The organism is Rhodococcus sp. C3V, from assembly GCF_029269915.1.
Taxonomy (GTDB): Bacteria; Actinomycetota; Actinomycetes; order Mycobacteriales; family Mycobacteriaceae; genus Rhodococcus_F; species Rhodococcus_F qingshengii.
In genome coordinates, this window is the sequence record NZ_JARJBE010000009.1 from 1 (window position 1) to 12,961 (window position 12,961).

Here is a 12,961-nt window from a genome sequence, read left to right on the forward strand (position 1 = left end):
TTCAACGATCCGAGGAGTCGACCCATCGGGGTACGAGCTCCCGCAACAATCACAGTGGTCGTGTCGGTCATGCCAGTTCAACTTTCAGTTCGGTGCCGGTTGCGGCGACTACGTCTTCGACGCTGACATCGGGGGCGAGTTCACGCAGGACGAGTGGACCTTCTTCGCTCACGTCGATGACGGCGAGGTTGGTGATGATCCGATTCACCACGCCCTGGCCGGTCAGGGGCAGGGTGCACGCGTCGACGATCTTGGGGTTGCCGTCGCGGTCGTTGTGCTCCATGACGACGATGACACGCCGGGCACCGTGGACGAGGTCCATTGCGCCGCCCATGCCCTTGACCATCTTGCCGGGGACCATCCAGTTTGCGAGGTCACCCGTCTTCGACACCTGCATACCGCCGAGGACTGCGGTGTCGATGTGGCCGCCGCGGATCATCCCGAACGAGAGGGCCGAATCAAAATATGCCGCACCGGGGTTGACGGTCACGGTCTCTTTGCCGGCGTTGATGAGGTCAGGATCGACGTTGTCCTCGGTGGGATACGGTCCGGTGCCGAGAATTCCGTTCTCCGAGTGCAGGACCACACGAACGTCCGAGCCCAGGTATCCGGGAATCAGTGTGGGAAGGCCGATTCCGAGATTGACGTACTCCCCGTCGATCATCTCTGCAGCCGCCCGCGCTGCCATCTGCTGGCGCGTCCAACCCGTCACTGTCACTGGTGCGGTCATCGTGAGGTTCCTTCCGAAGCGCTGACGGTTCGCTTTTCGATTCGCTTGTTCTGAGGGCCGGTGTGCACAATTCTCTGCACGAAGACTCCGGGCAGGTGCACCGATGCCGGGTCGATTTCACCGGGCTCGACCAGACGTTCCACCTGCGCGATGGTGACCCGTCCCGCCATCGCGGCGAGCGGGTTGAAGTTCATCGCGGTCTTGTCGAACACGAGGTTGCCGTCGGTGTCTCCGAGAACGGCGTGCACGAGTGCGTAGTCGGCGTTGATCGCCTCTTCCATCACGTAACGCTTGGTTCCGAAGACGCGAGTCTCCTTCGGAGGCGATGCAATAGCGATCGAGCCGTCGGCGTCGTAGCGCCATGGCATTCCGCCGTCGGAGATGGGGCTACCCACTCCGGCCGGTGTGAAGAATGCGGGGATTCCGGTTCCGCCGGCGCGCAGACGCTCGGCGAGCGTGCCCTGCGGCGTCAGTTCCACTTCGAGTTCGCCAGCCAGGTACTGCCGGGCGAACTCCTTGTTCTCGCCGACGTACGACGCGGTCACTCGTCGGATACGGCCGGCGCTCAGCAAGATTCCGAGACCGTGATCGTCGACACCGCAGTTGTTGGAGAACACCTCGAGGTCGGTTGCACTCGTAGCTGCGATCGCGTCGATCAACACGTCGGGGATGCCGCACAAGCCGAATCCGCCGACGGCCAGCGTTGCGCCGTCGACGATGTCGGCGACCGCGTCTGCTGCGGACTCGTACACCTTTGCTGTCATGTTCTCTCCCTGCCAAGCGTTCATTGAGTAGACACTCACTCACTTCGATATCCAGTGAACTATCTCCAGTTCACAGGTTCAAGGAATCTCGAACATCAACCGAGAACTGATCGACTACTGATCGTCTGAAGGTATTTCGTTCATTGAATGGACGCTAGGATGGCTGCATGCCAACTCACGGGCAATCGCCGGCCATGGTCGCGCGGGTGGCTGCACTTCTGCGAGCCCTCGGCGCGTCCGAACCAACGGGCACTTCCACCACGGAATTGGGCAAGGTCACCGGCCTCGCTCGGCCCACTGCGCACCGACTGCTCACGTCCCTGGCTGCCGAAGGACTGGTCGACCGTGACGCACGAACCGGTCGGTGGTCTCTCGGCCCGGAGTTGTACCTCCTGGGGGCGGCGGCCGGAAATCGGTACGACATCACCGACCGGGCTCGCGACGTCGTCGACGAACTTGCCCGGGTCACGGGGGAGAGCGCCTTCCTGTCGGCACGCCGAGGTGACGAGACCGTCTGCATCCTGAGCCAGGAAGGCAGTTTTCCACTGCGATCTCACGTGCTGCACGAGGGGAAGCGATTCCCGTTGGGGGTCGCGTCGGCGGGGCTTGCCATCTTGAGCCACCTACCGGCGCGGGACGTCGACGACTATTTCGCCCGGGTGAATCTGGATTCGGAGTGGGGTGAGATCCACAGTGAGGCATCACTCCGTGAGCGAATCGAGTCGACGCGTGTCACCGGGTACGCGGTCAATCCAGCCCTCATCGTCGAGGGAAGCTGGGGGATGGGTGCCGCGGTGTTCGATCGCAACGGTCGCCCGGCCTGGGCGCTGAGCCTGACCGGAGTGGAAACACGCTTCCGGCCCGCGCGTCATGCCGAGTTGGGAACGCTACTCCTCGAGTATGCTCATACGTTGTCGAACCGACTGAAAACACATGCAGTGAACTAGCTTTCGATAAACACGCTTTAGGCAGGAGCGTTCTTTACCTTCGTGCGCACGTGTGCCTTCTCGCCTTGCGGGCCGAACAGGTGCAAGATCTCCACCACCTGTTCATCGGCAGGCCCGAACCAATGGGGCTCGGCAGTGTCGAACTCCGCGACTTCCCCGGGGTGCAGGACAACCTCGTTCGCCCCCAGGATGAGACGCAGATCCCCGGCGAGGACGTAGAGCCATTCGTAGCCGGCGTGGGTGACCAGCTTCGGTGGACGCGGCCCGATCACCTGCTTGAAGACCTGCACTCGGCCGGGATAGCGCGTCAACGGAACGACGGCACTGCCGTTCTTGCGTCGGCTCGGGGTGAGATGGACCCGAGGATCGCCCGTAGCGGGGGCGCCGACGAGTTGGTCCAGCGCGACCCGGTGCGCTCGGGCAAGCGGCAACAGCAGATCGAGGGTGGGACGACGCTTACCCGATTCGAGGCGTGAGAGTGCGCTGACGGAGATGCCGGTGGCTTCGGACAGGCCCTCGAGGGTCAATCCGCGATCGCGTCGGAGCGTGCGCAGTCTCGGTCCGATATCGGTGATCAACTGCTCGAATTCAGCATCCATGCTGTCCATCTTTGCAGTTTCCGCAAAATTTCTACCGGCTTCGGACGCTGGAGAGCAACGATCCTTTCGACAGTCGAGTACGGCAGAGCACTTCGAGAGATGGAGTCCGACCATGAAACCTTCGAGCGGGATCGAACCGCAAGTGATCGGACTCGATGCAGGGCGGCGATGGGGCATCCTGTCGATCTGCTGCACGAGCCTGTTCGTCGTCGGGTTGGACACCACCATCGTCAACGTGGCCCTGCCGACGATCGGTGAGGGATTTCGCGTGGGAACCCGTGGTCTGGAATGGGTCGTCAACGCATACACACTCGTCCTGGCGAGCTTGCTGATCTCGTCCGGAGCAGTGGCCGATCGTTTCGGCAGGAGACGAGTCTTTCAGATCGGTCTGGTGGTTTTCGGGGTGGCGTCGATTGCCTGCGCGCTCGCTCCGTCCGTCGAGATGTTGATCGCGGCGCGGATCGTCCAAGGCGTCGGCGGGTCGATGCTCAGTCCGGTTGCCTTGGCGATCGTCGTCAACGTGATGACCGACCCGAAGGAGCGGGCCAAGGCAATCGGGGTGTGGGCCGCGGTCTTCGGTCTGAGTATGGCGGCAGGTCCGATCGTCGGCGGCGTGCTCATCGAAAGTTTCGGCTGGCGATCGGTTTTCTGGATCAACGCGCCCGTGATCTTGGCCGTGCTCGCCCTGACTGCTGTGTTTGTACCGGAGTCCCGAGCGCAGCAGTCGCGACGACTCGATCTTCCCGGTCAGTTGCTACTGGTGATTCTTGTCGGCGGGGCGGTCGCCCTTCTGATCGAGGGTCCGCGAATCGGATGGTTCTCTGCCGCGGCGACGGCAGGGTACGTCTTTGTTGCTGCAGCGTTGGCCGCATTCATCCGCGTCGAATCACGCAAGCGCGAGCCACTGATGGATCTGGCACTCTTTCGCCGCAGAACGTTCTCGTCGGCTGTGGTCGGCGCTGTCGTGGTGTTTGTGGCGTTGAACGCGACGCTACTGCTCGGCACGTTCTACTTGCAGCACTCCCGCGGTATGAGTCCGGCCCTGGCCGGCGCGATCACCCTCCCGATGGCTGTTGCGGCAACGGTCTGCGCGCCGTTGTCCGGAATACTCGTCGGACGCTTCGGCCCGCGGCGACCGCTGCTGATCGCCGGTAGTTTCACGACGCTCGGTGGACTGTGCCTGGTCTCGCTCGACAACAACACGGCGATTCCGATGCTGTTGGCCGCTTACCTGTTCCTCGGTATCGGATTCGGGTTCTCTAATGCCCCGATCACCAACACCGCCGTCAACGGGTTGCCGAGATCGCAGGCGGGGCTTGCTGGTGGAATAACCTCCAGTGCACGCCAATTCGGTGCTGCTCTCGGTGTTGCGCTGGCCGGTGGCATCATCGGCGGCAGTGCATCGGTGGATGTCGCGCAGGCATCGAGGTCGGGATGGATCCTGGTTGCCGGATGTGGGATCGCGGTCCTGGTGATTGCACTCGCATCTCGGAATTCCGAGGAACTCCCCGGCTGATCACCTCGCGTGTTCGTGGGAGCTTCACCCTGCGCGGGTGATTCCAAGCGCGTGCCCAACCGATACAGATGATGGGGTATCAGATCGTCGTATCCGAGCGGGGAGTGCCATGTGCCAGACACCGAAGGACGCAACACCGGCCACAGTCACGGCGAATCGCGAGGCAGTCGCACGGTATGCCATGGACGACCGGCAGGATTTTGCCGACGCGGATCGAGGGTTGATCGCTCCGTTGCCGGGCAAGGTTGTCGCCGATGACGGGCATACGGTCTTCGATCCTGATGCGATGGCATACCTCGGTGACGATGTTGCCGCGCCGGAGACAGTCAATCCGAGCCTGTGGCGTCAAGGACAACTGATGCGCCGAGGTGGTCTGTATCAGGTGACGGATCGCCTTTACCAGGTACGGAACAACGACCTGGCAAATTTGACGGTTGTCGAAGGTGGCGAGGGACTGATCGTCATCGACTGTATGGCGGGGGTCGAATCGGCGCGCCAGGGTATGAAGATGATTCGTGAGCACGTCAGCGACAAGCCAGTTTCGGCGATCATCTACACGCACACCCACATCGACCACTACGGCGGAGTCAAAGGGATCGTCGATCTGGACGACGTGACGTCCGGGCGAGTTCCGATCATCGCACCGGGCACGATCGCGTCGTTCGACAAGTTCGCGATCGGGGAAAACGTCGTCGCCGGAAATGCCATGGCGAGACGGTCCTTCTACGCCTTCGGTGGATTGCTCGATCTCGATGCCAAAGGGATGGTTACCTGCGGCATCGGCACGATCAGCACGAAAGGTCCACTTGTCTCGTATATTTCCCCCACTGACAGCATCACGGAGACCGGAACGAAGCGTGAGATCGCCGGTCTGGAATTCGAGTTCCTGTATGCGCCGGATACCGAGGCTCCGGAGGAAATGCACATCTGGATCCCCGAACTCGCCGCGCTGACCTGTGCGGAGAACGCCAATCATTCGCTCCACAACATCCAGACCTTAAGAGGCGCGCGCACTCGCGACGCTCGGAACTTCGCTCGGTATCTGGACGAGACTCTCGAACGATGGGGAGACGAAGCGGCTGTTCACTACGGACCGCACACGTGGCCGGTGTGGGGTAACGAGAACCTGGTGCCGTTCATCGAATCGCAAAGGGACACTTACAAGTACATTCACGACCAGGCGCTCCGTCTCGCGAACAAGGGGTACACGCCGCTCGAAGCTGCCGAGGTGATCGAACTGCCGGACGAACTCGGGCGCAAGTGGTACAACCGCGGATATCACGGAACTCTGCACCACGACGTTCGCGCCGTGTACACCAAGGAACTGGGAATGTGGGACGGCGATCCGGTGTCGCTTCATCCGCATCCGCCGGTCGAATCGGCGAAGAGGTTCGTCGATCTCCTTGGCGCGCAGAAGATCCTGGACGAGGGCAAGCGGGCATTCGACGCCGCGGACTACCGATGGGCGGCAGAGATCCTGCACAAGTTGGTGTTCGCGCAACCGGAGAACGCCGAAGCGAGGAACCTGCAAGCCGACGTCTACGAGCAGATGGGCTATCAAGCCGAAGGGCCGCAGTGGCGTGGGATCTATCTCTCGGCCGCGTTGGAACTACGCGAGGGCGCCCAGCCTGCCCCGTACGTCACGGCAAGTCAGGACAGTGTCCTCGCGATGCCCATCGACATCCTCTTCGACTTCGTTGCAATACATCTCATCGGCGACAAGGCCACCGACGCGGAACTGCGGATCGATTTCGTGTTCACCGATCGCGGCGACGAGGCATGGACTGCGTGGGTCAAGCGCGGTGTCCTCAATGCACGTAAGGGTGCGTCACCGAACACACAACTGACGGTCTCGGGCCCGCAGGCGGCGCTCGTGGGAGCGCTTCTTCAACCGGGCGCGGCCGCCGAACTGGCCAAGGCCGGGCAGATTTCGCTCGACGGAGACGAATCAGCGCTCGAGACGCTGGGAGGGTTGCTCGATACCTTCGATCCCAGTTTCAATATCGTCACGCCGTAACGAAGGGATAGCTTTCGATGTGTACACGCTTGGTCTACTTGGGGCCCAACGACACTGTGATCACTGCTCGATCGATGGATTGGAAGGTCGACCTCGGAACAAACCTCTGGGCATTCCCGCGCGGCATGACCAGAGAGGGCTGTGCAGGTCCGAACTCGATACAGTGGACGTCGAAATACGGAAGTGTTGTCGCGACGGCCTACGACATGTGCACGACCGACGGGGTCAACGAGGCTGGGCTGTCTGCCAATCTTTTGTGGTTGGTCGAGTCCGAGTACCCGACGTATGACGGTTCGACCCCGGGATTGTCGATCGCGGCGTGGGCGCAATACGTCCTGGATCGCTTTGCGACAGTTCAGGAAGCGGTCGAAGTACTCGCGTCGGAACCGTTCACGGTAGTGACCGCTGCCGTTCCCGGCGAAGACCGCCTCGCAACGCTGCACATGTCGCTCTCGGACGCCGGGGGAGACAGCGCGATCATCGAGTACGTCGGTGGACGCCCGACGATTCATCACAGCCGTGAGTACCAGGTGATGACCAATTCGCCGATCTTCGATCAGCAACTCGCCGTCAACGAGTACTGGAAGCAGATCAACGGGACCGTCATGCTGCCCGGAACAAACCGTGCCGCTGACAGATTCGCTCGGGCGTCGTTCTATGTCGATGCGATACCGCAGACGGACGATCCGCGGGCGGCGTTGGCATCCACCTTCAGTGTTATTCGGAATGTGTCGGTGCCCCTCGGTATTTCGACTCCCGATGAGCCCAACATTTCATCGACCCGTTGGCGCACCGTCGTCGATCACAAACGCACGCTCTATTTCTTCGAGTCGGCGATGACGCCCAATACCTTCTGGGTGGACGTGGCGTCGATGGATCTCGCGGAAGGGACACCCGTCCGAAGGCTCGGACTCGGACCGAACGAGAGCACCGTCTATTCCGGTGACTCCACTGACCAGTTCGAACGGGCGGAGGCATTCACGTTCGCGGGAGCATAAGGCTTCGGGGCGTAGTAAAAATCCAATCGTGAAACTTCTTGACATTTCTACTCCGTTCAGATGAAACTTTGTTGCATATTCGGGTTTTGTCAACGGAGGACGGCATGGGCATCACAGTGCAGACACGGAACGATGGTGCGCAGCTCAAACGGCGCAGGGCGCTCGTCGCCGGCTCCGTCGGAAATTTCATCGAGTGGTACGAGTTCGGTGTGTACGGGTTCTTCGCGACGATCATCGCGTCGAACTTCTTCAGCGCCGACGGCTCCGGCGACCTCGAAAGCCTGATCAAGACCTACGCGTCGTTTGCGCTGGCCTTCTTCTTCCGCCCAGTGGGGGCCGCGCTGTTCGGTCGACTCGGTGACCGCATCGGCCGACGCCCCACCTTGGTGATCGTTCTTCTGCTGATGTCGGGTGCGACGACCCTGATCGGTGTGCTGCCCACCTACGAGAGCGTCGGAATTCTGGCACCGCTGCTCTTGACGGTCCTTCGAATTCTGCAGGGATTGTCGGCCGGTGGTGAGTTCGGCGGTGCAGTGTCGGTGATGACCGAGTTCGCTCCGCCCGGACGACGTGGGCTGTACGGCTCGTGGCAGTCGTTCACCGTCGCACTCGGACTGCTCGCCGGTGCGGGGATCGCAGCACTCCTCGCCACTGTCCTCGACCCGGGACAGCTCGGTGACTGGGGCTGGCGCATTCCGTTCCTCCTTGCACTTCCGATGGGTCTGGTTGCTCTGTGGCTCAGGCTCCGCCTCGAAGAAACGCCGTCGTTCGAGCGTGCTCGATCAGTCCAGTCCGCACCGACAGCTGATGAAGCGGCGCCTGTAGTGCAGCCGACTGTCGGAGAGACAGCCAAGGCGATTCTGCTCGGAATCGGGCGGTTGATGGGGTGGTCTGCTGCTGGTTACACGTTCCTCGTCGTGATGCCGACTTATCTTCAGAGTTCACTCAACGCGACTTTCCATCAGGCACTTGTTGCTTCCGTGCTCGCCAATGCGGGCTTCGCGGTGACCATTCCGATCGCGGGTGGACTCAGCGATCGCATCGGACGACGCGCGGTCATGCTCACCGGCACCGTGATAATTCTGGTCTTGGCTCTGCCGCTGCTCAACGTCCTGCAGAATGAGCAGACGTCTCTGACAGCCAAGGGATTTGCAGTGTTTGCCGCCGGCGCCGCAGTGGGACTTGTTGCCGGACCAGGACCCGCCATGCTCTCCGAGATGTTCCCCACCTCGGTCCGGTACACCGGATTGGGACTCGCATACTCCCTGTCCAACGCGGTCTTTTCGGGCTGCGCCGGTCTGATCATCACGTGGTTGATCAAGGAAACGTCCAATCTCGATATTCCGGCCTACTTCGTGATGGCAACGTGCGCCGTCAGCGCGATCGCCTTGAGTACCTTGCGAGGGAATGCCCACAAGCGGGCACTCGTCGACTGACCGCAGTTCTTCCGAATGCCGAAACGATGCGAGTAAGGGATATTTCATGAGAGTCATCGGTCTGATGTCCGGTACTTCGTACGACGCTATCGATGCTGCCGCAGCAGACATCCGGATCGACGGGGACACTCTTGTGCTGACCCCACTGGGGATGGTCAGCGAACCATATTCCGGTGAGTTGCGGGCAGCGGTGGCTGCTGCGGTACCGCCGGCGTCCACCACTGTCGGTCAGATCTGCCAACTCGACACCGAGATCGGACAGGCATTCGCGGCCGTGGCTGCGCGGGCGAACGCGGAACTGTGCGGTGGCAGTGCGGAATTGATCTCCTCACATGGTCAGACGATGTTCCACTGGGTCGAAGGAGCGCAAGTAAAAGGCACTCTCCAGCTCGGGCAGCCGGCCTGGATAGCCGAGAAGACCGGATGCACGGTCGTGTCGGACCTGCGCTCTCGCGACGTGGCGACGGGTGGTCAGGGCGCTCCACTTGTCAGCGCATTCGACGTATTGTGGCTCAACGGAAGAACTTCGGGTTCCGTCGCGCTCAATCTCGGTGGCATCGCGAACGTCACTGCTCCGGGTGGCGCCCCGACATCGACGGCAGAAGGTGCCGCAGTGCCGATTGCCTTCGACACCGGCCCCGCAAATGCGCTGATCGACGCTGCGGTAGGCGAATTCACTGCCGGGGAGCAGTGGTTCGATCTCGGTGGGGCTCTGGGCGCAGCGGGCACACCGAACGTCGATCTGCTGGCACAACTACTGAGCGAACCGTATTACGCGCGGCCCGCTCCCAAGAGCACGGGCAAGGAACTGTTCCATCGGGACTACCTGCTCGCCGCACTGCGGGGCTACGAATCCTTGTCTCTGGCCGACATCGTCGCGACACTGACTGCACTGACCGCCCGGACCGTCGCCGATTCCGTCAAAGCGCTGGCGGCTACCGAAGTGGTGGTGTCAGGCGGTGGCACCAAGAACCCGACGTTGATGGCGATGCTCCGTGACGAACTGGGCGACATCGCGCTTGTCTCTTCGGACGAGCTCGGCGTCACTTCCGACATCAAGGAAGCATTGGCTTTCGCGGTTCTCGGCTATCTCACCGCACACGGATTGCCTGGAAGCATCGCTTCGTGCACCGGTGCGCGTCACGCCAGTGTGCTCGGATCTCTGACGCCAGGAAGCCGTGGGCTGCCTAGAATCACATCGGTGCCGTCAGCTCCGAAAACGATGCGAATCGAGGCGTTATGACTTTGGACCGGAGTGCTCCGGCTTCCGTCGACCTGCTTGCTCGTATTCGTGCATCACTGAGTAGCCTCTCGCCTGCCGAGCTGCGGATCGCCGAAATCATCGAAGCCGACCCCAGTCTGGCCTCCACCCTGACGGTCAACGACCTCGCCGAACGAGCGTCGACAAGCACGGCGACAGTGGTCCGCACAGCCAAACGACTCGGTTTCGAGGGTTATCCACAGCTTCGTCTCGCGCTGGCGGCGATCAGCGGGTCCGGTACAGAGAACACGATCCCGCTCGGTGTGGACATCGTTGCTGCCGACTCGGCCGGTGAGGTGATGGCCAAGCTCGCCGAGTTCGAATCCGAACAACTCAAGGGCACGGCGCAATTGACAGATCCTGCTGCGCTCGAAGAAGTTGTGTCCCGGATTCGATCCGCCCGCCGCGTCGAGGTCTACGGCATCGGCGCCTCTGGCATCGTCGCGCAAGACCTCACGTTGAAGCTCTCTCGCATCGACGTCAACTGCCGGGTTCATCTCGACCGAGACGCGGCCATGGTCAGCGCCAGCTTGCTCGGACCGGACGACATCGCAGTGGGGATCTCACATTCGGGTGAGACTTCGGATGTCGTGGAACCACTTGCCCTTGCGCGTCGAACCGGGGCGTCGACGGCTGCGATCACCGGAGGGGCACGATCGACGCTCGCCGTGCAGTCACATCACGTTCTGCTCACTGCCGGTAGAGAATTCGGTTTCCGATCGGCTGCGATGGCAAGCCGCACCGGTCAGCTGTTGGTAGTCGACACAATTTTTGCGATGGTGGCGCACTCGCTGCCCAGCGCACTCTCTGCTCTACAACGAAGCCATGATGCCATTGCTTCGAAGCGGCACTGACGAGGAGTCGTCGCTGTGAGTACTGACGAGGAGTCGTCGCTGTGAGTACTGACGAGGAGTCGTCGTAATGAATATCGATCGAGGAGGACTCGCCACAATGCAATTGGAAATGCTCTCCACCGAGAGACCCAACCCTCTGACCCACGATCTCGATGTCATGTCGGTGTCGGGTCTGCTGACGGTGATGAATCAACAGGACGCAATCGTGGCCGACGCGGTAGCAGCGGTACTACCCGCCATCGAAGCCGCAGTCGACTTGATCGTCGCGGCCCGAGCACAAGGTGGTCGACTGATCTACCTGGGAGCGGGGACAAGTGGGCGTCTGGGAGTTCTCGACGCAGTGGAATGCCCTCCGACGTTCGGGACCGATCCGGGCGAGGTGATCGGCATCATCGCCGGTGGCCCAGGAGCGTTTCTGAACGCCGTCGAGGGGGCAGAGGACGATCCGCGAGCGGCTGGGGTCGATCTCGACGCAATCTCGTTGAACGCCAACGACGTCGTGGTGGGTCTGGCTGCCAGCGGTCGTACCCCCTACGTCATCGGGGGACTCGATCACGCCCGCGAACTCGGCGCTGCAACAGTGGCAGTCTCGTGCAACCGGAACGCGGCAATGAGTTCTCACGCCGGCGTGGCCATCGAAGTGGAGACCGGCCCCGAAATCCTCACCGGATCGACGAGGCTCAAGGCCGGAACTGCGCAGAAGATGTTGTGCAACATGCTCTCCACGGCGAGTATGGTTCGCTCCGGGAAGGCATTCCACAATCTGATGGTCGATCTTCGGCCGACCAATGCCAAGCTTGTCGATCGTGCGAACCGGATCGTCGCGGCAGCCACCGGAGTCGATACCGAGATCGCTGCGGAGACCATCGACGATGCCGATGGTCATGTGAAGGCAGCGGTCGTCATGTTGTTGGCCGAATGCGACTTCGCCGAAGCAACCGAACTGTTGGACCGCGCTTCGGGTTCGGTACGTGAGGCCATCGTCGGAGCCGGCAAGAGCAGTGAGGAAGTCTGAATGGAAATCGTCATAGTTCCCAGTCCGGAGGACGGCGGGCGAATCGCTGCAGATATCGTGTGCGGCGCAATCGAAAACGGAGCGCGGACGCTCGGCCTCGCGACCGGATCGTCACCGCTGCACACGTATCGAGAGCTGATCAAGAGGCATCGAGAATCGGGAGTGTCGTTCGCGGCGATGAGCGCGTATCTTCTCGACGAGTATGTAGGTCTCACGTCCGATCAGCCGCAGTCCTACGCGCACACCATCCGCACGGAACTCGTGGATCACCTCGACATCGACAATGCGCGAGTGTTCAGCCCCGACGGCGGGGCCGCGGATCCCAGTGACGCGGCCCGGCGTTACGACGCTGCCATCGCCGAAAACGGTCCCATCGACGTGCAGATCCTCGGCATCGGCCTGAACGGACACATCGGTTTCAACGAGCCCTCCTCCTCGCTTGCATCGCGCACCCGAGTGAAGACCTTGACCGAGAGGACCCGCGCCGACAATGCACGGTTCTTCGCAGACCCAGCCGACGTACCGCATCATGTGATCACGCAAGGGCTCGGAACCATCAGTGATGCACGGCATCTCGTCCTGATCGCGGACGGCGCCCGCAAAGCGCCCGCCGTCCGGGCCGCGGTCGAAGGTCCGGTCTCGGCATTCTGCCCGGCGTCGGTGCTGCAGCTGCATCCACACGTGACCGTCATAGTCGACGAGGCAGCTGCCGGCGAACTCCAACTAGCGGACTTCTACCGCTACACAACCGAGCACAAGCCTGCAGAGCAAGGTTACTGAAAAGCGGGCTGCTGAAAGCGGACTTGATCTCCAGCGCAGTTGAG

At 61.8% G+C, this 12,961-nt stretch carries 12 protein-coding genes; 9 read left to right on the top strand and 3 right to left on the bottom strand.

Features of this window, described 5'->3' with window-relative positions; all coding sequences use genetic code 11:
- Positions 1-67: 67 nt before the first annotated feature.
- Positions 68-730, bottom strand: coding sequence for a 3-oxoacid CoA-transferase subunit B (locus tag P3G66_RS22030; protein WP_007726396.1), 663 nt, complete (start codon positions 728-730; stop codon positions 68-70).
- Positions 727-1,494: a CoA transferase subunit A gene (locus tag P3G66_RS22035; RefSeq protein WP_153211317.1), complete on the bottom strand. Its 768-nt coding sequence runs from the start codon at positions 1,492-1,494 to the stop codon at positions 727-729. Before P3G66_RS22035 ends, P3G66_RS22030 begins: the two co-directional genes overlap by 4 nt.
- A gap of 167 nt (positions 1,495-1,661) precedes the next feature.
- Between P3G66_RS22035 and P3G66_RS22040 the strand changes: the two genes are divergently transcribed.
- Positions 1,662-2,441: an IclR family transcriptional regulator gene (locus P3G66_RS22040; RefSeq protein WP_276117107.1), complete on the top strand. Its 780-nt coding sequence runs from the start codon at positions 1,662-1,664 to the stop codon at positions 2,439-2,441.
- Positions 2,442-2,458: 17 nt separating this feature from the next.
- Here P3G66_RS22040 and P3G66_RS22045 read toward each other — a convergent pair whose 3' ends face one another.
- Complete coding sequence (locus P3G66_RS22045; RefSeq protein ID WP_042453490.1) at positions 2,459-3,040, bottom strand: XRE family transcriptional regulator; 582 nt, start codon at positions 3,038-3,040, stop codon at positions 2,459-2,461.
- A 112-nt stretch (positions 3,041-3,152) separates the two neighbouring features.
- Between P3G66_RS22045 and P3G66_RS22050 the strand changes: the two genes are divergently transcribed.
- The 8 genes from P3G66_RS22050 to nagB all read left to right on the top strand — a co-directional run bounded on the left by P3G66_RS22050 (position 3,153) and on the right by nagB (position 12,917).
- Entirely contained in the window at positions 3,153-4,556 is a 1,404-nt protein-coding gene (locus tag P3G66_RS22050) for an MFS transporter (RefSeq protein ID WP_276117108.1), read from the top strand.
- Positions 4,557-4,665: 109 nt separating this feature from the next.
- The gene (locus P3G66_RS22055) at positions 4,666-6,573 is read left to right on the top strand and encodes an alkyl sulfatase dimerization domain-containing protein (protein WP_276117109.1); all 1,908 of its coding nucleotides are present in this window, start codon (positions 4,666-4,668) and stop codon (positions 6,571-6,573) included.
- Positions 6,574-6,590: 17 nt separating this feature from the next.
- Positions 6,591-7,571, top strand: coding sequence for a linear amide C-N hydrolase (locus P3G66_RS22060; protein WP_042452399.1), 981 nt, complete (start codon positions 6,591-6,593; stop codon positions 7,569-7,571).
- A gap of 104 nt (positions 7,572-7,675) precedes the next feature.
- Entirely contained in the window at positions 7,676-9,007 is a 1,332-nt protein-coding gene (locus P3G66_RS22065) for an MFS transporter (protein ID WP_261257900.1), read from the top strand.
- 46 nt (positions 9,008-9,053) lie between these two features.
- Positions 9,054-10,250 carry an anhydro-N-acetylmuramic acid kinase gene (locus P3G66_RS22070; protein WP_261257903.1) on the top strand — a complete coding sequence of 399 codons (1,197 nt, stop codon included), beginning with the start codon at positions 9,054-9,056 and terminating at the stop codon, positions 10,248-10,250.
- On the top strand, positions 10,247-11,122 hold the full coding sequence (locus P3G66_RS22075; RefSeq protein WP_003941452.1) for a MurR/RpiR family transcriptional regulator: 876 nt from the start codon (positions 10,247-10,249) through the stop codon (positions 11,120-11,122). Before P3G66_RS22070 ends, P3G66_RS22075 begins: the two co-directional genes overlap by 4 nt.
- Before the next feature lie 97 nt (positions 11,123-11,219).
- On the top strand, positions 11,220-12,137 hold the full coding sequence (gene murQ / locus P3G66_RS22080; protein ID WP_261259592.1) for an N-acetylmuramic acid 6-phosphate etherase: 918 nt from the start codon (positions 11,220-11,222) through the stop codon (positions 12,135-12,137).
- On the top strand, positions 12,138-12,917 hold the full coding sequence (nagB, locus tag P3G66_RS22085) for a glucosamine-6-phosphate deaminase (RefSeq protein WP_003941456.1): 780 nt from the start codon (positions 12,138-12,140) through the stop codon (positions 12,915-12,917).
- Positions 12,918-12,961: the final 44 nt, after the last annotated feature.